This window comes from Pseudoalteromonas piscicida, from assembly GCF_002744175.1.
Taxonomy (GTDB): Bacteria; Pseudomonadota; Gammaproteobacteria; order Enterobacterales; family Alteromonadaceae; genus Pseudoalteromonas; species Pseudoalteromonas piscicida_B.
The window spans coordinates 58,250-85,027 of sequence record NZ_NKHF01000028.1; the positions used below are offsets into that span (position 1 = coordinate 58,250).

Annotated in this window: 25 protein-coding genes; 5 read left to right on the forward strand and 20 right to left on the reverse strand. The window is 44.0% G+C overall.

The features are described from left to right. Positions 1–62: 62 nt before the first annotated feature. Together pgeF and rluD are read right to left on the reverse strand one after the other, a co-directional pair. Positions 63–779, reverse strand: a complete 717-nt coding sequence (pgeF, locus tag CEX98_RS06675) for a peptidoglycan editing factor PgeF (protein WP_099641326.1) — start codon at positions 777–779, stop codon at positions 63–65. Position 780: 1 nt separating this feature from the next. Continuing rightward, entirely contained in the window at positions 781–1,758 is a 978-nt protein-coding gene (rluD, locus tag CEX98_RS06680) for a 23S rRNA pseudouridine(1911/1915/1917) synthase RluD (protein WP_099641327.1), read from the reverse strand. A 123-nt stretch (positions 1,759–1,881) separates the two neighbouring features. Here rluD and CEX98_RS06685 point away from each other — a divergent pair, with 123 nt between their 5' ends. Then, a complete protein-coding gene (locus tag CEX98_RS06685) occupies positions 1,882–2,646 on the forward strand; it encodes an outer membrane protein assembly factor BamD (RefSeq protein WP_099641328.1) in 765 nt (254 codons plus the stop codon). Between the two features lie 61 nt (positions 2,647–2,707). On the opposite strand, the gene glnB is transcribed toward CEX98_RS06685, so the two are convergent. Beyond that, on the reverse strand, positions 2,708–3,046 hold the full coding sequence (gene glnB, locus CEX98_RS06690; RefSeq protein ID WP_010371023.1) for a nitrogen regulatory protein P-II: 339 nt from the start codon (positions 3,044–3,046) through the stop codon (positions 2,708–2,710). A gap of 141 nt (positions 3,047–3,187) precedes the next feature. On the opposite strand from glnB, the gene CEX98_RS06695 reads away from it, so the two are divergent. Both CEX98_RS06695 and CEX98_RS06700 read left to right on the forward strand, forming a co-directional pair. Further along, positions 3,188–3,724, forward strand: coding sequence for a GspH/FimT family pseudopilin (locus CEX98_RS06695; protein ID WP_242441649.1), 537 nt, complete (start codon positions 3,188–3,190; stop codon positions 3,722–3,724). An 84-nt stretch (positions 3,725–3,808) separates the two neighbouring features. After that, entirely contained in the window at positions 3,809–4,315 is a 507-nt protein-coding gene (locus tag CEX98_RS06700; protein ID WP_099641329.1) for a GspH/FimT family pseudopilin, read from the forward strand. Between the two features lie 74 nt (positions 4,316–4,389). Here the strand turns inward: CEX98_RS06700 and CEX98_RS06705 are convergent, their stop codons facing one another. The 13 genes from CEX98_RS06705 to murJ form a co-directional block, all read right to left on the reverse strand. Beyond that, positions 4,390–4,827 (reverse strand): type IV pilin protein, encoded by a 438-nt coding sequence (locus CEX98_RS06705; RefSeq protein WP_099641330.1) that lies wholly within the window; start codon positions 4,825–4,827, stop codon positions 4,390–4,392. Further along, the gene (locus CEX98_RS06710; RefSeq protein WP_099641331.1) at positions 4,814–7,930 is read right to left on the reverse strand and encodes a pilus assembly protein; all 3,117 of its coding nucleotides are present in this window, start codon (positions 7,928–7,930) and stop codon (positions 4,814–4,816) included. Before CEX98_RS06710 ends, CEX98_RS06705 begins: the two co-directional genes overlap by 14 nt. A 21-nt stretch (positions 7,931–7,951) precedes the next feature. After that, positions 7,952–8,413 carry a pilus assembly protein PilX gene (locus tag CEX98_RS06715; RefSeq protein ID WP_099641332.1) on the reverse strand — a complete coding sequence of 154 codons (462 nt, stop codon included), beginning with the start codon at positions 8,411–8,413 and terminating at the stop codon, positions 7,952–7,954. Continuing rightward, positions 8,401–9,408: a PilW family protein gene (locus CEX98_RS06720; protein WP_099641333.1), complete on the reverse strand. Its 1,008-nt coding sequence runs from the start codon at positions 9,406–9,408 to the stop codon at positions 8,401–8,403. The genes CEX98_RS06715 and CEX98_RS06720 overlap by 13 nt, the downstream gene beginning before the upstream one ends. Before the next feature lie 2 nt (positions 9,409–9,410). After that, the gene (pilV, locus tag CEX98_RS06725; protein WP_099641334.1) at positions 9,411–9,959 is read right to left on the reverse strand and encodes a type IV pilus modification protein PilV; all 549 of its coding nucleotides are present in this window, start codon (positions 9,957–9,959) and stop codon (positions 9,411–9,413) included. A 102-nt stretch (positions 9,960–10,061) separates the two neighbouring features. Continuing rightward, on the reverse strand, positions 10,062–10,748 hold the full coding sequence (locus CEX98_RS06730) for a LytR/AlgR family response regulator transcription factor (RefSeq protein ID WP_099641335.1): 687 nt from the start codon (positions 10,746–10,748) through the stop codon (positions 10,062–10,064). Next, a complete protein-coding gene (locus CEX98_RS06735) occupies positions 10,745–11,749 on the reverse strand; it encodes a sensor histidine kinase (RefSeq protein ID WP_099641336.1) in 1,005 nt (334 codons plus the stop codon). Before CEX98_RS06735 ends, CEX98_RS06730 begins: the two co-directional genes overlap by 4 nt. 13 nt (positions 11,750–11,762) lie before the next feature. Next, positions 11,763–12,692, reverse strand: a complete 930-nt coding sequence (ispH, locus tag CEX98_RS06740) for a 4-hydroxy-3-methylbut-2-enyl diphosphate reductase (RefSeq protein WP_099641337.1) — start codon at positions 12,690–12,692, stop codon at positions 11,763–11,765. Beyond that, positions 12,692–13,132 carry an FKBP-type peptidyl-prolyl cis-trans isomerase gene (gene fkpB, locus CEX98_RS06745; RefSeq protein WP_099641338.1) on the reverse strand — a complete coding sequence of 147 codons (441 nt, stop codon included), beginning with the start codon at positions 13,130–13,132 and terminating at the stop codon, positions 12,692–12,694. The genes ispH and fkpB overlap by 1 nt, the downstream gene beginning before the upstream one ends. Beyond that, positions 13,129–13,632: a signal peptidase II gene (gene lspA, locus CEX98_RS06750; RefSeq protein ID WP_099641339.1), complete on the reverse strand. Its 504-nt coding sequence runs from the start codon at positions 13,630–13,632 to the stop codon at positions 13,129–13,131. Before lspA ends, fkpB begins: the two co-directional genes overlap by 4 nt. A 9-nt stretch (positions 13,633–13,641) precedes the next feature. After that, positions 13,642–16,470 carry an isoleucine--tRNA ligase gene (gene ileS / locus CEX98_RS06755; protein ID WP_099641340.1) on the reverse strand — a complete coding sequence of 943 codons (2,829 nt, stop codon included), beginning with the start codon at positions 16,468–16,470 and terminating at the stop codon, positions 13,642–13,644. Between the two features lie 21 nt (positions 16,471–16,491). Next, positions 16,492–17,418, reverse strand: a complete 927-nt coding sequence (gene ribF, locus CEX98_RS06760; RefSeq protein WP_099641341.1) for a bifunctional riboflavin kinase/FAD synthetase — start codon at positions 17,416–17,418, stop codon at positions 16,492–16,494. Between the two features lie 67 nt (positions 17,419–17,485). After that, positions 17,486–19,048, reverse strand: coding sequence for a murein biosynthesis integral membrane protein MurJ (murJ, locus tag CEX98_RS06765; RefSeq protein WP_099641342.1), 1,563 nt, complete (start codon positions 19,046–19,048; stop codon positions 17,486–17,488). 613 nt (positions 19,049–19,661) lie between these two features. Between murJ and rpsT the strand changes: the two genes are divergently transcribed. Next, positions 19,662–19,922 carry a 30S ribosomal protein S20 gene (gene rpsT, locus CEX98_RS06770; protein WP_010370978.1) on the forward strand — a complete coding sequence of 87 codons (261 nt, stop codon included), beginning with the start codon at positions 19,662–19,664 and terminating at the stop codon, positions 19,920–19,922. A 216-nt stretch (positions 19,923–20,138) separates the two neighbouring features. On the opposite strand, the gene CEX98_RS06775 is transcribed toward rpsT, so the two are convergent. Further along, complete coding sequence (locus CEX98_RS06775; RefSeq protein ID WP_099641343.1) at positions 20,139–20,522, reverse strand: response regulator; 384 nt, start codon at positions 20,520–20,522, stop codon at positions 20,139–20,141. Positions 20,523–20,614: 92 nt separating this feature from the next. On the opposite strand from CEX98_RS06775, the gene CEX98_RS06780 reads away from it, so the two are divergent. Next, a complete protein-coding gene (locus CEX98_RS06780) occupies positions 20,615–21,085 on the forward strand; it encodes a hypothetical protein (RefSeq protein ID WP_099641344.1) in 471 nt (156 codons plus the stop codon). A 56-nt stretch (positions 21,086–21,141) separates the two neighbouring features. On the opposite strand, the gene CEX98_RS06785 is transcribed toward CEX98_RS06780, so the two are convergent. From CEX98_RS06785 to imuA, 3 genes are read right to left on the reverse strand one after another with little or no spacing between them, the layout of a single operon-like run. Next, entirely contained in the window at positions 21,142–24,219 is a 3,078-nt protein-coding gene (locus CEX98_RS06785) for an error-prone DNA polymerase (protein ID WP_099641345.1), read from the reverse strand. Continuing rightward, a complete protein-coding gene (locus CEX98_RS06790; protein WP_099641346.1) occupies positions 24,219–25,616 on the reverse strand; it encodes a Y-family DNA polymerase in 1,398 nt (465 codons plus the stop codon). Before CEX98_RS06790 ends, CEX98_RS06785 begins: the two co-directional genes overlap by 1 nt. A gap of 2 nt (positions 25,617–25,618) precedes the next feature. After that, the gene (imuA, locus tag CEX98_RS06795) at positions 25,619–26,305 is read right to left on the reverse strand and encodes a translesion DNA synthesis-associated protein ImuA (protein ID WP_099641347.1); all 687 of its coding nucleotides are present in this window, start codon (positions 26,303–26,305) and stop codon (positions 25,619–25,621) included. Positions 26,306–26,778: the final 473 nt, after the last annotated feature.

Below are 26,778 nucleotides of genomic sequence, written 5' to 3' on the forward strand. Positions count from 1 at the left end.
TTACTTTATTTATGGGTATTAACTGAACGAAGATCAAGCGTTAAAGTAATAATTTAACCTGATTATTTGCGCCAAATCAAAGTCGCCATGCGACCCGTTGTTTTATCTCTGCGATACGAAAAGTAGTGCTCAGGCATACTGACCGTACAGTGTTTTTCACCATAACAGTCTGTTACTCCCTGCTCTGCCAACAGCGCCTCTGCCAGTGCAAAAATATTACCAAGATACTTGCCTGCTTTTGTGGCCGTAAACGCCGTACTTCTTTGTGCCCCAAAGGCCTGTACTACGTCTTCACCCACTTCAAAAGCATCCGGCCCTATCGCAGGGCCAAACCATGCACAGATTTCTTCAGGGGCACACTGAAACTTAGCCAGCGTTTTAGCAATAATTCCAGCAGCGAGCGGCTTCCAGCCACCATGAATAGCCGCCACTTCCTCACCATTTTTTGATGCAAGCAAAATAGGCAGACAATCGGCTGTCATAATAGCCAAGGGAGCTTGACGCTGACGTGTGTAAAGCGCATCGGCTTGATGAACCTGAGCCACTTCAAACTGCTCGTCAACCACAACCACCTCAGCGCCGTGGACTTGCTCAAGCCATACGATGGGGTTGGCAACGTAGCCATGCAAAATTCGACGGTTCTCTGCAACATGCTCGGCGTTATCACCCACATGAAAGGCAAGATTCAAGCTGTCGAAAGGCGGTAAAGAAACACCGCCTTCGCGCGTTGTCGATAATGTCCCAACGAGTTGGGAAAGTGGCCACTGAGCAAGCTGCATCTTATAACGTCAAATCCGGGTTTTCTTTGGTGTCTTCTCTTAGCGCTGCCACCAGCTTAACCATATCCTCTGGCACTGGCGCTTCCCATGTCATCATTTCACCACTGATCGGGTGAGCGATACTTAATTTTATAGCATGTAATGCCTGACGTTTAAACTCACGCAGCTGTTCTGTTAACCCAGCCGTTGCATTTCTCGGTGGGCGAGGACGTCCGCCATATAACTGATCGCCAATTAATGGATGATTTAAATACGCCATATGCACACGAATTTGGTGCGTTCTACCGGTTTCTAACCGTAAACGAAGGCGGGTGTGCGCTCGGAATTTCTCCGCTACACGATAGTGAGTGATTGCAGGCTTGCCCATCTCGTGTACTGCCATATGTGTACGCTTAGTCGCATGGCGGCCGATTGGTTTTTCAATCATACCACCGGCTGTCATGGTGCCATTACAAATCGCTTCATACTCACGAGTGAAGTTTTCGCGGGCCTGTAGGTTTTTCACCAAATGTGTTTGTGCTTGAATTGTTTTTGCAACGACCATCAAACCGGTTGTGTCTTTGTCGAGACGGTGAACGATACCCGCTCGCGGCACATTAATGATCTCAGGGTGATGGTGTAGTAATGCATTTAGCACCGTGCCATCTGGGTTACCAGCACCTGGATGAACCACAAGCCCCATTGGCTTGTTTATCACTAGAATATCATCATCTTCATAGACGATATCTAAGTCTATATCTTGTGCTTCGTATTCGCGTTGTGCCTCGATTACTGTTTCGATGGCGACGCTTTCACCCCCTAGCAGCTTTTCGCGAGGCGTGTTTAAAACTTCACCATCAACGGTGACTTTATCTTCAAGGATCCAAGTTTTTATTCTGGAACGTGAAAAATCCGGGAACAATTGCGCCAATATTTGGTCTAGACGTTTACCACCGAGTTCGACTGGAACCTCCGCTTGGAGGGAAATTTGCTCTGACATCTGAAACTTTACCTAATTTACCAGTGCAAGCCGTGCTCGACTGGGTTAGAATCGTATAAATGCATAGTTTACTCGGTTTTGCCGAGTTGGCCTAGCCGAAGAAAACAAAGGTAGTAAAATAAAATGATTAAAAATTTAAGGACACACGCCTTTAGGCTGGCGTTAGCCGCGTCTGTTTTAGGTTTGGCAGCCTGTTCATCCGCACCAGAACAAGAAGATATTGAACGCGTCCCGAACAAATCCGCCCAAGCACTTTATGAAGATGCAAAGCAAACTTTAGACTCTGGCCTATACGCACGTGCCATTGAATTACTTGGCGCAATTAACGCCAGATACCCTTTTGGGCCATATGCAAGACAAGTTCAAATGGACTTAGTGTATGCTTATTATCAGACAGGTAATACAGACCAAGCACTCGCCACGATTGACCGCTTTATTCGTTTGAATCCTAACCATAAAGACCTTGATTATATGTACTATATGCGTGGTCTAGTGAGTATTAAAGCTGATGAAAACGCGTTTCAAGAATATTTTGGCGTAGACCGAGCTGACAGAGATGCGAACCGCACTCGTGTTGCGTTTCAGGATTTGACCACGCTGGTTAAGAACTACCCGAATAGTCCTTATGCACCAGAGGCAAAAAAACGTATTGTATGGCTATTAAATAAAATGGCCCGTTACGAACTTAAAGTAGCTGAATACTATTTTGAGCGTGAAGCCTATCTCGCTGCAGCAAACCGAGGTAAATATGTTGTTGAACACTACTCACAAAGCAGTTATTTGACACAAGCTTTTGATATCATGGAAAAGAGCTATCGTAAGCTGGGGTTACAGGATCTTGCAGATAACGTGAAAAAAGCTAAATCAGCTAACCCACGTAATAAATAAACCTCTTATCAAGTCGCGACAGCACTGTGGTCGCGACTAATACTCTCTACAACTAGCTGCTTTAAATTGCTTCTTCGTCCTCTTCACCGGTACGGATACGTACAACGCGCTCTACGTCAGTCACAAAGATTTTACCATCACCAATTTTGCCCGTTTGTGCCGTTTTTAAGATAACTTCGATTGCTCTGTCGACGTCTTCGTCAGCAGTCACAATATCTAATTTTACCTTTGGTAAGAAATCTACCATGTATTCTGCACCGCGATATAACTCAGTATGACCTTTTTGGCGGCCAAACCCTTTCACTTCACATACCGTCATACCCGTGATCCCCACATCCGAAAGTGCTTCGCGGACATCATCAAGTTTGAACGGTTTAATTATTGCTTCTATTTTCTTCATGACTATCTCGATTCCTTTGGTATAGCGTCGATTTTAGACAATCCCCTTGCCCAAGGCAAACAAAGACATTGAAAGTTGAGGCGAATTCACGCAATAATACTAATATTAAATTATTAATTCTTTTTTGGTTGTGGGGCGGTAATGAAACAATCAGCGGGTTTCAATCTGTTGGAGCTTATGATCACAATTGCAATTTTAGCGATTGTGCTCGCCATTTCGTTTAGCTTTGACGGCAACCTGCTGCAACGCAATCGAGCTGAGTCTTTTTTACAAGAGTTACAACGCAACATTGCCTTTGCTCGGGTCAAAGCCACCGCTTCTGACGAAATCGTAATTTTATGTCCCGCTCCACCTGCCAATATTCAAGCAAGAACGCCATTCGCCTGCCAAGATGACTGGGCTAATAATCGCATTTCGGTGTTTGTAGACCGAAACAATGATGGCGCGTTTGACGCTGGTGACACCATCCACAGAACGATGGAGGTGGTAGACGATAATGACACTATGGTGTTTTCTGGTGATAATCGTCTTAGATTCGATTCTAGTGGATTACTCAGTGGCTCAGCCACTGGTAATTTCACCTACTGTCCAGGTAGTGAGGATAACAATCAACAACTCAGCGTATCTCAAGCAGGCACCGCATTATACCGAGGTGATACAGAAGACACCTGTGAGTAGTGCTTGAAAGCTTTTCACCTTCCTTGCTTTTCATATAAAGCGCATTAAGCTTTGAGGTAAAGGTTAACGATCGAGGCAAAGGATATGCGTCGTCAACAAGGGTTTTCTTTGTTAGAAAGCATGGTGTGCATCACTATCGCAATAATTGTCAGTTATTTATCGCTGCCAAATCTTTCTTCTATATTCCAATTCAATCGGCCACAAATAAAACTTGAAGCATTGCGCCGTGCCATTAATTTTGCTCGAATAAAAGCCGTGGCAAATGACGCAACAGTCACCTTGTGTCCACTTAAACAAAACCGCTGCAATAGACACGAATGGCACCAACCGCTTACCGTGTTTGTTGATTATCGCCCAACTGGCGAGTTTTCTGGTGATGACTTTAAACTGGCCGTGTTTGAAGCAACAGAGCGAGGAGATAAGTTAACGTATCCAAGACAGGCGATTATATTTCGTCGTTATGGTCATTTAGCCGGATTGTACAATGGTACATTTATTTATTGTAATAATGCCAACCCATCTGGATTGGCATTATCTGTAAGTTACACAGGCCGCACTACATTAAAAGATACCGATAAATGTAAGATGTAGACCTTTAAAAAAACACGCTCGAACAAGTATATTAAAACCTCAAAGGCCGAATAGGCCTCTTTCTCTTGCAAATACTAACGCTCCCAGCAGCGGTCTATCTGGTCTTGATTTGTCTCTCCCGCGATACCACGTACACCTAGCTCATCAATGGTGAACGCAGGGCAATCTTGGTCACCTTGAACGGGCCCTGCTGTGGCCGTTGCCACCACCCTAAATGTATCTGCCGTCACATTCTGTAAGGTAATCGTGAAATACCCATTCTCGGTCGTCGTAGGTACGCCTATCGCCTCCAAGTCATCGGAGTAGGCACGGTTATCTACAAAAAATTGCTCTTGCTTATTCGCAGCATCTAATAATAGGGTCATTGCATCTGCCCTTGCCCCTCTTCTTACATATTCAGTGTAATTTGGGTAAGCGATAGCCGATAGAATACCTATAATAACAACAACGATCATTACCTCAATTAACGTAAACCCTTTCGTCGCAGAAACGTTAGACCTACTTTTTCTCATCGCTTTCTTCCCTCTTATATATATAAAGCTGTTTTGTTTTGATACTCGTTGTTTTATTTTTGAATATTTCAATCAAGCCATCTTTCCCTACCACTGGAACAGGTTCACTAGGTATACCTGGAGGAGCAAATGGCGTACTAGTTTCAGGATCAGCCTCAATGCCAGGCCCCGGTATATAAACAATATTGTCTCTTACAATAATGGTTGGGGTATCCGGCAAGTCCTGTGCCGTTACATAGGTTTTCCCTGTCCCATAATGCAGATGAAACATATAAAGCTGACCTCTACCGCCTGTGAGTGTACATTGTTGGGTTGTCTGATCAGCCGGTGTAAATGAAGTAAAGTAAGCAACCCCGCCTATCACAGTGGAAGCGGCCAGCGACTTTTCGCCATTAGATAGTTGATACTTCCAACCGTTAAACTGGGCAAGATCTATTTCTAAATCAACAAAGTCATCTAGGCTGTCCACCGCATTACCAAATGGGTCGCTTTTCATCTCCATCAAATCATTGATTAAAATAGGTTCCGGGATATCTTCCACAAATGACTTTGTTTTGGTGTTTAAGTCCCTAATCATAAATAAGTAATCCGTGACGCTTGAGTCTGTTGGCTTAGCACGGTTACCAGTGCCTATAACAATAGCATCAAAAGGTGTATCCCGACGCTCTTTGATTAGGCTACCGTTATAGCGTGTTTCTGTAACTTTACTGTAGAAGGTTCGTGCCACCGTCGGTTTATAAAAGAACCGTCTATCTTGATTTGCAGCAGCACTACCTAAACGAGCCAACTCAAAGTGAGTCCATGGCTCTTCGCTGTCATTGGGGTTTGGTCCAGGAATATCAATGCGCCAGATACTACCACCAGTATCGGCTAGATATATTCTATCTACGAAACCATCATAGTCTGAATCCGTTAACGTGGGTTCGGCAACAATACTATGCTTTCCTTTAAACGCATCCCCGGTGAGCGACCAGACAATATCAGCATTATTGGACATGATATCCACCATGTATAAACCAACACCTTTATTATCGCTATCCTCTGAGCGCAATACGTTATCTTTATTGATATTATATCCAGCGGCAAATAATAGAACAGGACGTTCCTTTTGCTTTTCAACAAATGTCACTACTGGCTTAGACCATGTTTGTCCAAGGTGGGCGAATTTAGCGGAGTCACCAGAGATAGGTCCACCCCATAAGAGTTTTGGTGCATCTGGGTTGGTAATATCAAAACCATAGTATTCATTCCCACCACGACGTAAACCCACAAATGCCCACACTTTATCACCAGAATCTACCTTGCGGTTTTTATTGATATCATGGAAATAGGTTGTGATAGGGCCATCCACTCCATATATTTTGGTCTCTGGTAACTTGCTCTTAACTGGGTTCAAAATTGACAGTAACGTACCGGGTATAAACGCCCAACTCTCTGTTACTGAGTTACCATTGTCTTTGAACATATGTAGCATACCGGCATTCGTGCCTACTAAAATGCGTACATCTCCATTACCATAGTCGACAGTGGCTGGTTTGGAGTGAAGTGGGTCGGCAAAAATATCAGACCTTCTTTCAGAGCGATTACTATTGCCATTATCATCATCAACATCTTGGCCGATTGCCCAGTTAAATACTTCCCGTAACTCGCTTTCACTGGCTCCATCAAGCCCCATAGCACCAGCTAACTCTTCTCGACTACCATAAGCGCTTTTTGCGTTATTGTAAGTAAAGTCAGTGAGTGCGCTGCCGTTAAAGTCAGACAAGACCTTTCTGGTAATCTGGTTTTGCAGAGCATAATTCACCCCGCCTTTTTCAATGTTATTGCCGTCCTTTGAACCAGGAGCAGACCAAAAAGTTGTCACGCTATTTGAAATAGCGCCTTTATTATCAATAGCTGGGGTTTTTTCTTGGCCAATAATCTTTTTATTTTCAAACTTGAGTTTCTTGAGATTACCGCGCCAACGAGTATGCGTTTCGGGTTTGAATTGCGTGTAGTAAAGCGCTTCCCCGGTTTGGGTTTGATCTTCAGCATTGGCTGAAACTGTAGGAGAACTAAAACTTGCACTGATGTTTCTGATATTGGTTATCGTAGTTTTCAGTACATCGGAAAGCTCACTTGCGGTATTTGCATGGAGATACTGTCCGCCTCCTTGCTGTGCAGTCTCATCCAATAGTTGCTTCCCTAACTCTGACATCCCATTACCAAATCCAATGGTAAACACACGGGCAAAATCATGCTCATCTGGAGTGGTTGGATATAAATCTACTTTTACCTGTGAAGTACCGCGCATCGTTTTAGCTAATGCTGGCAAGTAGTTTTGGGTGACACCAGACCCCCCATTCACATCAAAGTAGTTAGGATAGGCGCCAAACACTGAGTAGTACTCATTAACAATATTGCTGTTAGAACCCGTATCACTGGTAGGGTCACCATCGGTCATTAAAATTAAGTTGACCGAGGTATCGCAGCGCTCTTCAGCGCCAGTAGCACGTTTAAATGCTGAAATATAGTCTCCGCCACTTTCTATCGTTTTATCCCTGTCATCTCCGCCGTTTTCCCCCCAGTAAACGTCCCCACCTTTTAAGTAGTTGTATAATTCCCAAAGCGTTTCAGACAAGGGGGTAGAGCCTGATGCAGGCAATGCGTCGATTTTACTGACAATATCAGTTCGGCTACTTCCTATCCCATTTAAAATATAGCCTCCATAAGAGGAATATAAGCGAGACAAACCAAACTGAATGTCTGCGTTATCATTGACTAGGCTGCGCATGGCATTTTTCGCTACGGTTAACCGGCTGTCTGCACAGCCTTGAACGGCTCGACCATAGCCGTCAGCCTGATAGCAATTATTGCCGTTAAAACACTCATGCTCCCTATAATCATAGTACCAACGTCCACGATACTTATAAGAGTAACGTTCATAGCATTGTTTGCCATTTTGCGAATCCCACGCCATACTGCCCGACGTATCAAATAACATTAATACTCTGGGCTGCTCACGGGTAGAGACATTGTGTTTAACGTAAAGCTCAATATCTTCAGCTTGCGCGGTTTGTATCAGCGCCATCAAGGCGACTATGATATATAGAAACTTATTCATAATGCTTTCTCGAGAAGTCAACTAGTTGGAAACACTGACGATTTCCTGCCCAATACCCATCACAACTGTTACGCTGTGACGACCCCTATCTCCATACTCCACGGTCGCTTCAACTTCCGTCATGTTACAAACGAAGCCATCCGTATAATCGAATTGTCTAGGACAAAACAGCTCAAGCTCACCATTATTTAAATTTGTCACGGTCGCTTGTAAGCCATTAGGTGTCTGGACTGTGGCACCATCATTAGCAAGTTGCTGGCGTGATCGTAAAAACACATTATTAGGAGCTCGCTGTTCCTGACGTATTAACCTCTGCATTTCACCAAACAGCATGCTCTCTGCTTCTTCACGCTCCATCACAGCATGCGTCATTTTGATATCAAGCGTACTGGTACTCATTAAAGTTACGGCAACAGCCATCACAGCAACCACCATCACCATAGCCATAATCAACACAACCCCGCGTTGTTTTACATTTCCCATGCTGAACCTCCCATGTTGTACATTGAAATAGTGGTTGAAAATACCGTTCTTCGAATTGCATCTGTGTAGGTTAGCTCTCGCCTGTCTGGGTCATTCCCCAAAGTGTAGGTTCGTGTTTGTACACCAAAGTCAGGATCTGGTTGCAGCACTCTTACTAACACAAACAATTGCATCGTCAGAATGCCACGAGTACCTCCCCAGTCGGCATTGGACATGTTTGCGGTATGCCTGTACCTATCAACACGCCCGTCATAGTCACTATCTAGACCAAATACCAAGCGCATCTGCTCTATGCCTTCTATAACAAGCTCATCGTTCATGCCACCGTTAACCAGTAAACGCTGCCTTCTCAATACCGGGATAGTAATGGTGCGATTATTAATGATCTGCTGCTCTTCGCTAATGTAGTAAACATGGTGGCTGTATGGCCATAATGTGGCATTGACGCTCGGCATATCGCCAATATTATTTCCAGCGATAAACTCTGCCTGTTCCTGCTGTGCAATAAAGTAGTACCTTGATGCTTGAATAGCCGCGGCATCAGGAATGAGTCCAACGGTTTCCACTGGGTTGCCTTCTAGAAACTTAACTTGCAGAACCTCTGATTGCGCGGTTGCTCTGGTAATACAACCTAACGCATTTGAATTGGTCGTAAAGGTAGCCCAAATTGGTCTGAAGTTCGCAGGTTCGTTATTTGGAAAGCTGCCGTTATTGATGCCGCCAGAGCAGTCATTGCCAGGGTTTGCAGGTGCACGTTGATTGGTGTCACTAAACCCTTTGTCGTAGAAAGTTCCCCAGAAACCAACTTGCTCAATATCACGACGCATAATCGACAGCGCCAAACGGCCTTTTTCCTGTAGCTCACCTATTTGCATCGTGTCGTTGGTTGTGGCTTTCATGCCAATATAGGTTGCAATAACACCACCTAAGAGCATTACACCTATGAACATGGCAATCATGATTTCCAGCAAGGTAAATCCAGAGGCCTGTTTCATAATTAGCTCCTAATTAATATAAAGGTTTCCATAACTACCGCCCGACGTCTATCATCGTTGACACCGCAGTCTCCAGCTGGATTGTTTTCTAGCGCCGTCATTGCCTGACGGCCGCGCCAAGTCACAATCACTTGTACATTGACCCCTGCCGCATCAGCGCCCGACGTGGGGTTAATGCAAACTATCGCATTATCTAGTGCCCCTGTATTTTCTCTGGCTCTTATAGCGCGGCGCCAATTCGCTATATCTGTTTGAGCTATTGCCGCGGCACTACAAAAGCCGGTATAGCAGGCCGTGGTTGCTTGGACGGCTTCTGTGCTATTAAAATCGATATCATAAAGTGTGGTGATATTGGTGGCATCGTTACTGCGAATACGGTGCATAATATCGCTGGCAAGCTCTACTGCAGCTGCCCGTTGCATTGAGTCAAAACTCGCTTGTTTTGCTTTTGCTTGCAACGCTACCGCGCCTAATAGCCCGAAACTTAAAATCATAAAAGCAATGAGTACTTCTAATAATGTAAAGCCTTGCTGCTTGTGCTGATGACACATAGTCAACCTAACATTCAATTATCCTAGTATCAGTGTATGCAAGCCATATGGAAACTCAATGTGAGATGGCGTGAACGGTTTATCGAGCCGATAGACGGTTAATTAGAGTGAGGATTTTAACTGTGAGTATGCTCGCCGGCTCACTTCATAACGCTCAGGGAGGGACTTGAGACAAACAAAGTGCTGCTGTGCTTGCGACTCCACACTTTTTATTTCATCACGTTTAACCAGTGTACTTCGATGAATTTGAATAAAGTGGCTAGGAAACTTATCTAATAGCGATTTAAGCGATATATCAATCAAGGCGTGGGAGCCAGATGTCAATGTAATTCGAGTATATTTATCGTCCGCCTGTGCAACAACGACATCCGCCAATTGGACATGACGTAACTCACCGGCAACATGATAGCTCAATGTCTCTGTTGCCGGAAAAATAGTCGTTAACAGGTTACGTAATTTATCTTCGCTCAGTGGTTTTACAAGGTAGCCATTAGCATGTAAATCAAACGCTTCAAGTGCATATTCAGGATGTGCCGTTAAGAAAACGATTTTCATGCGCGGGAAACGTTGCCTAAGTTGAGTGGCAAATGCAACACCACAAAGGCCAGGCATAGAAATATCTAAAAAAATTAGCGTCACGATTTCGTTTTCAAGCAATGCCTCCGCCGCTTCTGCACTTTGCGCTTCACCAATACAAACAAAGCCTGCTTGATTATCCATCAAACGTTTAATTCGAGCTCTGGCAAGAGGCTCATCATCGACGATAAGATAAGGTATTGGTTTAATCATAACGGTAAGCGAATGTATACAGTAAAGCTATCTTCTCTAGCTTCTGCTTTAAAATCAATAGGCTGGTCGTAGTAAAGTGCAAGGCGACGCTGAATATTACTCAGCCCTATTCCATGTCCCTGGTGCGTGGATTGTAGTTCGGGGTCGTAGCTATTGGTAATAACAATCGTTAATTGCGACTGATGACCACTGATATTAATTTCGATATCAGCACCTGTTGGACTCGGCTCAACGCCATGACTAACAGCATTTTCAAGCAGTGGCTGCAAAATTAATGTCGGGATCATCTCATCTCCCTTCACATTTACTATGTTCCACTTAACCCGAAGGCGAGTTGCAAAACGCCACTGCTCTAGCGCAAGGTAGGACTTACACAGCTCAATTTCACTGTGCAATGACACAATATTTTTTACCGACATCGCTGCACGCGATAAATCGGCGAGTGCTAGCGCTGACTTTTCCGCAGCACTAGGGTCGACATGCACTAACTCTGCCACCGTATTCAGGGTATTATACAAAAAGTGTGGTCTTATTCTCGCATGTAAGGCCTCAAGTTCAGCTTTGGATAAAGCATGTACTTTACGGATATTATCCGTATAAATGGCCAAAAAGTGAGCGAATATAGTCATGATACACAGACATATTGCAATGTTACGCCATAGATCTAACTCGACTTTTGCCTCGTCAATCCAACCAAGTAAAGTAAAAGCGTACGGAAACGCCATACTAGTGCAGCAAGTACCAAGCACAAATATAAGGATTAATAGTCCTGCCTCAGCGAGATCTGATTGGTTTTCTACAAAATGGCGAATAATGGCTAACATAGCCAATGAAAAAAAAGCGGTAAAGTGAATAAATAAGCTGGCAAGACCCAATGATTGCCAAAAAAATACGGGAGAAATCAATGCATAAAGAAAGGCAAGTAGTTGCGAGGCAACCAGCAAAGCCAGTATACCTCGCTCGCTAAGTAGTGCAGACAACAACCTAATACGTGGTGTCATCGCCCTACTCCGTCTATCTAAGCTCTACTGGTACAGCGAAGACAACGTTCTCTTCTTGTCCTGGGTTTTCAACTACAGTTTTCCCGCCCAGCTCTTTGAGTCTTGAAATAACCTGTTGAACTAGAACCTCTGGTGCAGATGCCCCTGCGGTAACTCCTACTTTAGTTGCCTCAGAAAACCAGCTTTCCTCAATGGAAGACGCATCATCAATCAAAAATGCTTTAGTGCCCATTTTATCTGCAAGTTCTCGCAAACGATTTGAGTTCGAGCTATTTTTTGCACCTACAACGAGAAGTAAGTCTACCTTGTCAGCCAAATCTCGAACTGCATCCTGACGATTTTGCGTCGCATAACAGATATCGTCTTTACGGGGACCACTGATGTTCGGAAACTTCTTACGAAGCGCGTCTATTACATCAGCTGTATCATCTACCGATAGTGTGGTCTGACTACAGTAAAATACATTATCTGCGTCTTTGACTTCCAAGGTTTCAACGTCTTCAGGCTTCTCAACAAGGTAGATACCACCGTTTGGGTTATCATATTGACCCATAGTGCCTTCGACTTCAGGGTGGCCATGGTGACCAATCAGCACGCACTCAGTTCCTTTTCGGCTAGCACGGGTGACTTCCATATGTACCTTAGTCACTAAAGGGCAAGTGGCATCGAATACTTTCAGCTCTCGACGCTTAGCTTCATTGCGAACTTGTTGAGAAACGCCATGGGCACTGAAAATTACGATGCTATCGTCTGGCACTTCATTTAACTCTTCAACAAAAACTGCGCCACGAGCTTTTAGCCCATCAACGACATATTTGTTATGAACGACCTCGTGACGAACATAGATAGGCGCTGCAAAAATGTCGAGAGCTCGCTCAACAATGCTGATTGCTCTATCTACGCCAGCACAAAATCCTCTCGGGTTTGCCAGCAAGATTTCCATTAGTTACTTACCTCTAGAATTTCAACTTCAAAGGTCACTTTTTGCCCAGCCAACGGATGATTAAAGTCAACCGTCACTGAGTCACCAGCAACTTCTCGGATCAAACCAGGTAGGTCTGTGCCGTCAGGCTGAGTAAACGCAATAATACTGCCGACTTGAGCTGGTGTATCTGCACCAAACTTGCTTCTATCAACATAATAAATATTGTCAGGATTCGGCTGCCCAAAAGCGTCTTCAGGTTCTAACTCAAAGGACTTTTGCTCGCCCGCTTTTAGTCCAAGTAAGCACTTTTCAAAGTTTTCAGTCAGGCTGCCATCGCCCATAAAAAGCTTAGCAGGTTTATTATGGACTTTGGTTGAGTCTGCTGCTGAGCCGTCTTCCAACTTAATTGAGAAATGGAACAATACTTCAGACTTTGCTCCAATTACTTGTTCACTCACGAATTTTTCTCCTGTGGTTTATCGCCACTGGTAAAGGCATCGAAAATTAGCAATGCAGCCCCACCCACAATTGCCATGTCAGCAACATTAAATGCAGGGTAGTGCCAATTTTGATAATAGAAGTGTAGAAAATCGATCACATAGCCGTGGATAATGCGATCATACAGATTGCCTACCGCACCACCTAATACTAGTGCATACGCCAATCCTAACTTCCAATTTGATGCTGGAAGTTTGCGCAGCCAAAAAATCAGCAGCGTACTGATTGCCACCGCTATACCACTTAAGAAATAGCGCTGCCAGCCACCCGCTTCACTTAAAAAGCTGAATGCGGCACCGTAGTTGTGCATATAGGTTAGATTGAATATAGGTAAGATATCAATGGATTCGTACAGTTCCATTTCAGCCATAACCAGTGCTTTGGTGAAGTAGTCTACTGCAAAAAGCAGTAGACTAAGCCACAACCACACCAGACCACTTTTCTGTGTAGTTTGTGTCACGTTTGACTCCTAGGCAAATTGACGCTGCTCGCCATCACCTTCAACGTTACTAATACAACGACCACAAATATCTGCGTGTTGCGCATCCGCACCTACATCATCGGTATAGTGCCAGCAACGGTCACATTTTTTAGCCGCGGTTGCCGCTACGCTGATAAACAAGCCGTCTATCTCAGTCGCAATAGCATTTTCTGGCTGACTATTTACCACCTCAACCGTAGCTTTAGAGGTTAATAGTACGAAGCGTAACTCATCACCGATCGCAGTTAATTGCTCAGCTAACTCACCGCCAGTGTAAAGTGTTACTTCAGCCTGTAAAGTCGCCCCAATCACTTCTTCTTTACGTGCGTTTTCTAGTACGCGGTTTACTTCATCACGCACGGCCAATAGGTTTTGCCAGTATTCGTTATTTAACGACCCTTCGGTAGCACCTTCGATTGCATCATACCAAGTATCGGTAAATACAAACTGACCACGTTCACCTGGCAGTACTTCCCAGATCTCTTGAGCGGTGAAGCTCATGATTGGCGCCATCCAACGGGTCATTGCTTCTGCGATATGGTAAAGCGCAGACTGACAAGAACGACGCGCATGGCTATCGCTTTTCGCCGTGTATTGACGGTCTTTAATCACGTCAAGATAGAACGACCCTAGCTCACCGGTACAGAAGTTCATTAGTTTCTGTGTTACTTGCAACATTTGATACTTGTCGTAAGCCGTTTTGATCTCAGTTTGTAGTTGTGCTGCACGTGCTACAATCCAGCGATCCAACTCAACCATGTCTTCAATCGCAACAAGATCTGTCTTAGGGTCGAATCCGCTTAAATTTGCCAACAAGTAACGGCTCGTATTACGAATACGACGATAACGGTCTGCTGAACGCTTAAAAATTTCATCAGATACTGTCATCTCAGCAGTGTAATCTGTCGATGCTACCCATAGACGTAGAATATCTGCACCCAGCTTGTTCATGATGTCTTGCGGTGAGATCACGTTGCCTAAAGACTTAGACATTTTGTGACCTTTTTCGTCTACCGTAAAGCCGTGAGTTAACACTTGCTTATATGGCGCGTGGCCATTGATAGCAACCGACGTCATCATAGATGACATAAACCAACCGCGGTGTTGATCCGACCCTTCTAGGTACAGGTCCGCTGGACCCGTTAGCTCATCACGAGCATCCACAACACACGCGTGTGTTACCCCAGAGTCAAACCACACATCGAGCGTATCTTGTACTTTTACATATTGTTGTGCGTCGGCTTCGCTTAGTAGTGTCGTCGGCTCTAGGTCATACCATGCCTGAATGCCTTTTTCTTCTACTAGTTTAGCAACTGATTCAATTAAGTTTTCTGTGTCTGGGTGCAAGCTCCCAGTATCTTTATCAACGAATAGTGCAATTGGCACGCCCCACGTGCGTTGACGCGAAATACACCAATCCGGACGACCTTCAACCATGTTGGCAATACGGCTTTCGCCCCACTCTGGCAACCATTCAGTCTGCTTAATTTCGTTTAGTGAATCAGCACGTAGGTTTGCTTGATCCATGCTCACAAACCACTGCGGTGTCGCACGGAAGATAATTGGTGTCTTATGACGCCAGCAATGCGGATAGCTGTGTGTTAGCGCTTTGTGGCGGAATAGCACGCCCTTTTCAGTCAATAGCTCAATAATGCTGTCATTGGCTTTAAATACGTGCTGTCCTGCAAAAATAGGCGTATCTGGTAGGTAAACACCATTTGCACCAACAGGGTTAGCAACTTCAAGGCCATAAGCTTGACCAGCTGCAAAGTCTTCTTGACCATGACCCGGTGCAGTATGAACAATACCAGTACCTGAGTCTGTGGTGACGTGTTCGCCTAAGATCACTGGCACGTCAAAGTCTAAGAACGGGTGTGCCACTTGCAGGTTTTCTAGTGCTGCACCTTTCACATAACCTAGTACATGGAAGTGTTTAAAGCCAAAGCGGTCTACAGCATCTTTTACCAATTCAGAACCAAGCACAATACGCTGTTCTTGGCCTTCATCTTCAATCTGTACTAACGCATACTCTAGTGCACCATGTACTGCTACAGCACGGTTTGCAGGCAGTGTCCAAGGTGTAGTCGTCCAGATAGCGGTGCTCACTTCACCCTTGCCTTCATGCCCTTCGGCCAAGCCAAATGCTTTAACAATTGCTGCTTGATCAGCAAATACAAACTTAACATCGATGGCTGGAGACTGTTTGTCTTGGTATTCAACCTCAGCTTCCGCTAATGCTGAACCACAGTCAGTACACCAATGAACCGGCTTTGCTCCTTTGTGCAAGTGGCCATTTTTAATAATACGACCAAGCACACGAAGTGCGTTTGCTTCAAAGTCAAAGTTCATTGTTAGATATGGCTTATCCCAATCCCCCAGAACACCTAAGCGTTTGAAGTCTACCTTTTGACCTTCAACTTGCTTTTTAGCATAGTCGCGGCACTTTTCACGGAATTCTGCAACCGATACTTTCTTACCAGGCTTTCCTACTTTCTTTTCAACTTGCAGCTCAATTGGTAGGCCATGACAGTCCCAACCAGGTACATAAGGCGCGTCAAAATCAGAAAGTGTTTTTGACTTAATAATAATATCTTTTAGGATTTTGTTTACTGAGTGACCTAGGTGAATATTACCATTTGCATACGGAGGACCGTCATGCAAAATAAATGGCTTTTTACCTTTTTTCGCAATGCGAATTTGACCGTATAAGTCTTCTTCATACCATTTTTTCAGCATCTTTGGTTCGCGTTGCGCCAAATTACCACGCATCGGAAACTCAGTTTCCGGTAGATTTAAAGTATGTTTGTAGTCGCTCATTTATCCTACTTTCCGTATCGGCTACGTTAAAGAAAAACATTGTTTTGCATGACTAACATCTCGGCTAATTTGCTCCGTTAGTTGCGACAATGTTTCGAATTTTTGCTCATCGCGAAGCTTTTCTATTAGCTCCACTTTCATAAATTGACCGTAGATGGTCTCATTAAAATTAAATAGATGCACCTCTAAGAGTGCTTTAGTACCGTTTAACGTTGGCTTAGTACCAACATTCGCCACACCATAATGTGTTTTTTGCTTAACGGTTGCTTTTACAGCGTATACACCACGTACTGGGCTAACTTGACGTTTCAACGCAATATTAGCGGTATGAAAACCAAGTTCTCGGCCCTTCTTCCAGCCGTGAATAACACGACCCGAAATCGCATAGGTATGACCCAGCATTTCATGTGCTTGGTGCAAATCACCCGCAGCAAGTGCGGTTCTGATCAAGGTGCTACTTACCCGGCAATCTTGTTTGCGAAAGCTTGCGGTATCTTTAACACGCATACCAAGTGGCTCACCCACTCGCTTTAGCATGTCAAAGTCGCCTGCGCGCTCACGGCCAAAGCGAAAGTCATCACCCACCGTTAATGCTTTGGTGCCAAGCTTTGCAACTAACACGTCTTTAATAAATTGCTCAGCATCTTGTGCGGCAAACTTACGATTAAAGTTTACGCAGATAACTCTGTCGATGCCTAATTCTTGCAATAAGACCAGCTTATCACGTAGTCGTGTTAACCGTGCAGGCGCTTTGTCTTTTGCAAAAAACTCCAAAGGCTGTGGTTCAAACAGCATCACCGTGCTTGGTAATTGGTAGTGTTTTGCATCGCTAATAAGCCCCTTCAAAACTTCTACATGTCCCAAATGAACCCCATCAAAGTTTCCAATCGTCAACACACAGCCAAAATGGTGTGGTCGAATATTATGGATCCCTCGGATTAGTTGCATAGTGCCGTGCCTTTGTGCAGCAAATATCAAAGAGCCCGATTATACCCAAGTTGCTCAAAAATGCGAATCAAGCATCACGGATAGTATGGAATCTTACTCCTAGTATAAATAGTAAACTGAAATAGCTCACCATCGCGACCAACAATAATCCACAAAGTAATACGATTTGCTCCATCAACCCCCACATTAACCAATCAAATTGTGCCGCTAACATGTATACCGAAATTGCCATCACAATAGCTGAGACAAAACATTTTGCAGTGAACCCTAACGAAAAGCCACTGATCCTATATACCCCCTGCTGTGACAACTGCCTGTAAAGCAGCAGTGCATTACAAGATGCAGACAAAGAAGTAGCCAGTGCTAAGCCTAAATAACCGATAAACGGCGCTAAGATCAAATTGAACACCATGTTGAGTGCCATGGTAATAATCCCAATACGAACTGGTGTTTTCGTGTCTTGCCGTGAATAAAAACCTGGTGCCAACACCTTAATGAGCATAAAACTTAACAGGCCAACCGAATATGCAGCGACCCCCATACTAACCTTATCTATATTATCTGCATTTTGCGAAACAAACTCACCGTGACCAAATAGCACAGAGATAATCAATGGGCTGATCACCATTAGACCCAACATAGCGGGTAGACCTAAGAAGATGACAAAGCGCACGCCCCAATCTAAGGTCTTTTGAAAATCTTCATTTTTTTCACCTGCATGCAGCTTAGAAAGCGCAGGCAGAATCACGGTTGCGATACCAATCCCAAACAATCCGAGCGGAAACTCAATGAGACGGTCGGAATAATAGAGCCATGCAATTGACCCCGTGACTAAAAACGATGCGATGACGGTATCGAGCAATAAATTGATTTGACTCACCGACACGCCGAATAAAGCAGGGATCATTAAGGTTCTGACTTTGGTGATTTCTGGACTGCGCCATGCAAAACGAGGACGACTCAATACCCTTAAACGTAGTAAAAAAGGAATTTGGAACACCAGCTGGACAACGCCGCCAATAAAAACCCCCAGAGCTAAAGCATATGCCCCTTGGTCAAACTTATCATGTAAAAAAATAGCACAGCTAATAATTGAAACGTTCAATAACACTGGCGTAAAGGCTGCCGCTGCAAATCGATTATAAACGTTTAGTACTGCCCCACTTAATGCCACCAATGAAACAAAAAATAAATAAGGAAAGGTAAGCTTTAATAGCGCACTGGCAAGTACAAACTTATCTGCATCAGCGCCTCCTTGCCACCAATCAATAAACCAACTCGTACCAAATAATGCAGCAATCACGGGAGACCCCAGCACCCCAAGAAGCGTGACGCAAAGCAATATGGTGCCTAAGGTGCCTGCGGCTTGAGCAACAAACAACCTGACTTTATCATCACCATGCTTTTCTTTGATTTCAGATAACACTGGCACAAAGGCTTGAGCAAAAGCGCCCTCAGCAAATAACCTACGTAAAAAGTTGGGAATGCGGTTGGCAAATAGAAAAACGTCCGCGGCCAATCCTGCTCCGAGTAAATTTGCTACAACTGCATCACGTACTAAACCGAGTATCCGCGAAATCATCGTCATAGCGCTGACAATCATGCCTGATTTAAATAACCCTTTGGCCACCTTAACTCCTACCATTTATCAATCGTCGCGAATTATACCAGCTCGGATAATGAAGTGCTTCACTAAGTTAATTTGTTGCTTATTCTGAATTTGCAAATTGTATCTATAACCGTATGACCAAAACCTGACTTTTTATTGCTACATAATAAGGCGTTTCAACGTATTCAGGGCTTAGTCGCGTTCGGCAATGTAGGAGCGTAATTGGTTGCCGTGATATTCATACTAGGTTGTTGTGCATTTAGCACTAGGCGTGCTCGGTCAGCTTTGCTACAATACGCGCCATTAACCTAAGTAAGCCTATTACACGTTAGTGGAATATAGACTGTTTACTCTGGTTCAGACCTGAGATTTTCAAGGCACTGTGCGAAGTTACGACTTTTCAGTTACCGGTGCTACTTGGGATATTACGGGTTTACTTGCCTGATATTGAAGCAAAAACGAAGCATTGCAATGTTTTTATCTTTACAGGTTAAGAATTGAGAATAGCCCAAGTCGAGTCTTGGGTGTTGAACATTAGGCCGCGCTTGTTAATTTATATTGACTTTTGCGATTAAAACAGGCATATTCCTCGGCCTTTAAATTAAGCTTATTTTAAGATTGTTAGGAGCAAACCTTGGCTAACATCAAGTCTGCAAAAAAACGCGCTATCACTAGCGAAAAGCGTCGTAAGCACAACGCAAGCCGTCGTTCAATGATGCGTACATACTTCAAAAAAGTAATCGCTGCAATTGAAGCTGGTGATAAAGAAGCTGCAACTCAAGCATTTGCTGTTGCTGCACCTATCCTAGACCGTTACGCAACTAAAGGTCTAATCCACAAAAACAAAGCTGCTCGTCATAAGAGCCGTTTAGTTGCTAAAATTAAAGCACTTTAATTTGTTGCTGGATTGAAAAAACCGACGTTAAGTCGGTTTTTTTATGTCTGAAATTCATACCCGCTTATACCAAATGTATTAAGTAAACTAGCTATTTGAAGCGGAGAAATAGCAGGACGCGGTAGCGGTGTTATAGACAAAACTCCTTGCCTCAAATAGACCGCTTAATTAAGTGAATTGGTATAAATGACGAAGTCAAACCGCTATTAATCGTAATTAAACTATCTCAAGGTCTGGATAAAACTTTTTCAGCATTGCCGCGATTTTCTTAGGTGAAAATGGCTTAACCACAAACCCTTTTGCCCCTCGCTCAATGGCATCCTTTACATTATCCACGGTTGAATGCGCAGAAACCATCACGACATTTACGTTAGGGTTGATTTCATTCAGCGTTGCGATTAGCTCTTTACCATCGCCATCAGGCAACTCAATATCCAAAAAGACAATGTCAAAATGCTGCTCTTCGCATGACTTAACACACTGAGTGGCTGTTGAGGCTTCTCTTACATGGTCTATACCTAAATGCATTAAGGTTTGATGTAAAAAGCTGCGAACTGTCCCTACATCGTCAACGATTAAAATAGAGATACTTTGATCCATAGTCCTTTCCCGTAGGCTGTAGTGTAAAAATAGGCTATTATACTTAGCATAGAAGCATTATAGAGACCTGCAACTAAAAGGCTACTTAAAGCATGGCAAAACCATCAAAAAAACAATCGCTTTTAGGCCAAGTACAGCCCAATAAGAAGAAACAACCAAGTAGAGCAAATAAACGTAAGCCTTCACCGCAGCAGTTAGCGGCTCTTAAGGCACAACAAGCTGCCGCCCTCCAAGCCCAGCAACAAAATGTTGCGGAAGATAAGCCAAAAGGGAAAGGAAAGTGGATAACACTTGGCGTATTGCTGGTGCTGTTCTTGGTATTCCCAAAGCCACAACTGATCACTTATGAAAAGTTAGGTTTGGTTGCCAATAGCGTTTATTGGCCCGGTATTCCAGGTATAGATCCGGTATTATTTGACTCCAATTTGCACCCAAAGCCTGCTCTTGAACGCAACACTTTGTATTTGTGTCACGATTTAAAGAATCCAGATTCATGCCAAAAATACCAAATTGTCAAACAAGAAGGTTTTATTTCAGCCATGATAAAGTTGGTTAGAGGCTAAAAGCGCGTGAGGCTGGGGTCAAAGCCAGCCCATTGCAACACTTTATCATATATTAACTACCGAAAAGCGCGCGCTTTAACAGTCATCGCCTCTAGCAACTCACTTCTATCAATCAACTTCCCTGCTATTACATGTACCACCTCACCTTCTTTTTCTAATATACCTTTTATTTCTAATAATTGAGCCCCCATATAGGCTTGCTTTTGCGCCCGAGCGGTTCCAGACCACACAATTACATTCATGTTGCCTGTTTCATCCTCCAACGTAAAAAAAGTAACCCCTTTTGCAGTCCCCGGCGCTTGCTTTCCTGTAACCAGACCTATCACTGTTACCAAAGATTTATGTGGACGATAAAGTAACTCACTTGCTTTCACCGTTCGACTTATTAACTTAGCTTGCTCTAGTTGTTTGATTGGATGAGTTCGTAGGGAAACCTTAGTGGTCGTGTAATCTTCTTGTAGTTCCTCAAATTCACTGGTTTGAAAATGACTATATTGCGGTTCGGTTTCTTCCAGCTCGGTAAACAACGGTAAGGTTTTACTTTGATCTGCTAATGACCACCTAGCCGCGTAACGGCTATCGACAAAACGGTGTAAAGCATCTGCTGAAATTAACTTTTCGATCGTGCTTTTAGCGATACCAGTTTGCTGCAGCTGTGCAACCTGATGAAATCCGCTGCCCGGCCTTTGCTGTGTGATATGTTGCGCTTCGGCTTCGCTTAAGCCTTTAATCAGCCTGAACCCTAATCGAATGGCAAAGGTGGCTTTGTTGTCTGTTTTGACAACTTGATGGTGATAGCTTGAGTGATTAATACAGATAGGTAAAATGGTGACATTATGTCTAGCTGCATCTTGTAATAACTGTGAAGCGGAGTAAAACCCCATTGGTAAACTGTTAAGAAGCGCAGTATAGAACATGGCCGGATAGTAATACTTTAACCATGCCGAGGCGTACGCTAATACAGCAAAAGAAGCCGAGTGGCTCTCGGGAAACCCATACTCACCAAAACCGCAGATCTGTTCAAAAATACGTTCAGCAAACTGAGTATCATAACCTCGCTCCAACATGCCACGGATCAGCTTTTCTTTAAACTGCATTAACTCCCCAGTTTTCTTCCAGGATGCCATCGCGCGACGAAGCCTATCCGCTTCTCCACCAGAAAAGCCCGCTGCAACCATTGCAAGTTTGATAACTTGCTCTTGGAAGATTGGCACTCCCATGGTTCGTTCTAGCACAGATTTAACCGCTTCAGATGGATAACTGACTTGCTCTTCACCATCTCGGCGCTTTAAAAATGGGTGGACCATATCCCCTTGAATGGGCCCCGGACGTACAATTGCAATTTGAATCACCAAGTCATAATAGCAAGCAGGCTTTAGCCTTGGCAGCATACTCATCTGGGCTCGTGACTCAACCTGAAATACCCCAACACTATCGCCTCGTTGCAACATTTTGTAGACTAACGGATCGTCTTGCATACCTGTTAACTGAGCTAAATCTAAGCTTCTACCCGTATATTTAGCTATATAGCCAAAGCACTTACGAATTGCACTTAGCATCCCTAGTGCAAGTACATCTACTTTAAGTAGCTTCAATGTTTCTAAATCATCCTTATCCCACTGAATAATCGTACGCTCTGGCATGGCTGCATTTTCGGTGGGGACTAGCTCGTGTAAAGGGCTTTCTGAGATCACAAAGCCGCCAACATGCTGTGATAAATGTCTTGGGAAACCCATTATCTCATTTACAAGCTGAATAAAATGCTGCCCCTTTAGCGAGCTGGGCTCAAGGCCTAACTCAACCAACTGTGCTTGCCAGTTAAGGCCTTTATCACGCCTGTTTAGATGCTTAATAAAGTACTCTATTTGCGCCATCTCAATTCCGAGAGCCTTACCGACATCGCGCATCGCACTTTTTAAACGATACGTGATCACTGTTGCAGCTAGTGCAGCCCGTTTACGACCATACTTGTTGTAAATATATTGAATAACTTCTTCACGGCGCTGGTGTTCAAAGTCAACATCGATATCTGGCGGTTCATTGCGCTCTTTACTTATAAAGCGTTCGAATAGCACGCCCACCTGCCGAGGATCGACCGCTGTGATTTCTAAGCAATAACAAACGATGGAATTTGCCGCTGAGCCACGCCCTTGATACAGAATATGCTGTTGTTTGGCATACATCACAATATCGTGAATGGTAATAAAGAAAAATGGATAATCCAGTGCTTCGATTAGTGCTAACTCTTTTTCTATTGTTGTGGCAATCTCTGTTGGTACTCCGTTTGGGAAGCGACGTTTTTTACCCTTTTCAACCAGTGAACGTAAGTAAGCCATAGGTGTTAGCCCGTTAGGCACAAGCTCTTGAGGATACTGGTAGTTTAATTTAGCCAAGTCAAAATGGCACAACTTTGCAATATGGTCACTCTCTTCAAGTAGGCTGGATGCATATAATTTCTTGAGCTTTGGAATAGACCTAAGTGCCGACTCCGTATTGCTAAGCATTAACTCAGGAATATCACTTATTACGCGGTTCAAGCGGATAGCGGTGAGCGTATGCTGCAGTGCTAACCTAGACGGACAGTGCATAAGCACACCACCAACAGCACATAGCGGGAGATGGTAGGCTTTTGCCAGTTTGATACAATGAGCGGAGTAACGCTCATCTTCTGCAGTTAATTTACGCTGATAAGCAATCCATATTCTGTCTTGGTGATACTTACAGAGCCACTGTACAGCTTGAGCATCTTGCCTATTTCCTTGAGGCAACCATAATAGAAAGACATGTTTAAGAGACATAATATCCCACTCATTGAGCTGATATGTACCCTTTTCACTGCGCCTACGAGCATTACTGATCACCCGACATAGCTCAGAGTAAGCGAGCTGATTTGGACAAATCGCAACAAACTCTATGCCTTGGTATTTTAACAAACTGCCTATGATGAGTTTTATCTTGAGCTTATGGCTTTGTATATAGGCATGAGCGCGAACAATGCCAGCCAATGAACATTCATCGGTAATAGCGATAGCACGATAGCCTAAAAAGTCAGCTTGTTTTACCAATTCTTCAGGCCGTGAGGCGCCTGTTAAAAACGAAAAATTGCTCTGACAAAACAGCTCAGCGTACGACATTAACTAAATACCCCATGGATATACCATTGATTTTTTTGCTCTCGAAACACCCATAAACGCTGGGCTTGTTTATTTTGTACAATGAAGTAATCGCGTTGAATTGGCTCCCCATCCCACCATCCAGATGCTATACGCTCCGGCCCAGAAATGACGCTGACTTTTTCACAAAGAGGCTGTGGCTCGGGCAGTAAAATAGTCGGCCTTAGTGTCGAGCGGATATTTCGCTGGCAAGGAGTGCGACTATATGTACTGGCTTTTTCAGGACGAGGATCCCCCGTTAACTGAAGGTGCTGAACAGCTTGCTCACCAAGCTTTGCACATAAGATAGACAGCAACCCCTGCTCTGACATCGCACTGTGTTGCCCTGAAAATAAATCCTGCATGATGGCTTGCTGTGTTTCTAATGCATCTGCTTTTAGCGATACACTTTGTACCGGTGCCTCGAGCGTAACAGACTCCAATTTAAGCGCTAGCAGGCGCTTCCAACTTGATGCTCTATACTCAGGCTCACTACTGTGTAAAGTGATCTCTAAAGCATCTCTGTCTCTTAGCGCAAGCTTAAAATACAGGGTTCTAGTCACTAAGGTTCGCTGCTGCAAAAACAATGACAAACGGGATAATAGATATTCTATTGGCTTATCTAGCCAAGCAACCACTTCTACTTCATATAGTAAAGGCGCTGTTAGCTCGAATATTTCTGGGGGCTGATAAAAGGTAGGTGTCTCTTTTAACCTGCCAAATAAGCAGCCAACATAGTGCACAAGCTCAGTATCAAACCGTTTAGCCAGTTCAGACAAAGTAAATTGCTCCAACTGTGCCACCGTTTTCACACCTGTACGCATCAGCTTATCTATCACCTTATCTGCGAGCATCGTTTGCTGCAATGTGATCTTGCTTAACTCTTGCTGAGCTTGAAAAGGAGTTAATTCTAGTTTATCGCTATGTATTCGTGCTAATAGCTTAGCCATCAGTGTCGATGCCCCTACACCATAATGATAACTAACCTCTATTTGACGTAATTGCTCCGTGACCGCCAGCCAATAGCTGGATAAATCATGATACAAAGACAACATGGTATCCACTTTAAGTGCAATGCCATTAGGTGCATCAATCACTAAGTCGGCGCTGACTTGATAAAGTGCCTCTGCAATCTCAAGCAACTGCTGACGCTCAAATTGGCTATCATATGCTAAAACATGGAGTTGCATACATAATGCACAGGCCGTCCCTAACCCCATTCCAGCCTTTATACCTTTATGCTGTGCAACAGAATTTAGCTGTACCACCTGATTCTTACGCCCATCAATGATCACCATGGGGGCGATAAAATCGGTCGCCGCTGTTTGCTTGCTTATCCCCTCCAGCTGCAGCATTGGAAAATAGAGATAGATCCACATAGCTAGCTCGTTAAACGCTGCTCATATCCAGACAACACAACGATATTGTCGTCCACACTGGGTAAGGTTGGCTTTTCCAGTTCAGGCCAATGCTCTATATTTTCTAGCTCAATGGTATGCTGGGCAAAAGCGCCTCTTTGCTTTTTTATTGTTACATGTAGAGCACTCGACTTTGCTTGCAGTGCCAAAGAAAGAGAAAAAGGCAAGCTACTCACGTATTGCGTTTGATGCAAAACAAATAGTCGACTATTACCCGCTTGTGCGCTTAACTGCAACCGCTTTACCACTGCAATAGAGAGCTCATCGTGCCAAAGCACTAGCGCACTACACGCACCGCTTTTTAAGCATTGCTCGGCGGCCCACAAGGCTTCAGTATCATTTTGTGGCTGTAATACCACAAACTCACTTAAGTCCAATGATAAGTAGTTAATTGCAGCGGCCTGTACTCTACCTGGTGGATTTATTAATACCTTTAACCGCTTTTCTTGAACAAAATGAGGCAAAATTAAACGCAACTCCCCGACTCCAACAGCCGTTTGAATATCTATAACACCATGCAGAGGCCAACCTCCCTGCAAGACACTATCAAACGAGGTAAAACCTGTACTGATCACTTCTGGCTGACAAACCCTACCACGTCCGCGCCAAAGCAAATTTTTACGCTCAAGAAGCTCTATGTAATTAGCCATAACCCACCAAACACTGTTTATATATACAGTATATTTAAATATACATAGATCGCAAGTAGATCACAAAAAAAGCGCGATAAGATCCCGCCCCAAAATATCGGAACAGATATAAGATCAACTAAAAAAACCTGTGGTGGAGCGTGGTTATAAAATAGTGGTGTTAACAATGGAGAGAAGCAGGGATCTATTCAATGAAGAGGCTTATGCCAATTATATTAAGTAGCCTGAGCTTGGGATAGTTTATACCTTTCTAGCGGTAAGGTAAGAGCAACCGAACTACCACTTTACACTCTGAAGCAATACAGACTACAGACTACAGACTACAGACTACAGACTACAGACAGGACGATACTTAACTTAAACAGGGATATATTTAAACTTTAGGTAGTAAATGAAAGGCTTGCTAAGAAAAGAGATGCAAACTGGCGGAGTGGACGGGACTCGAATCGAAGCGTCGAACCGCCGCAACCCCC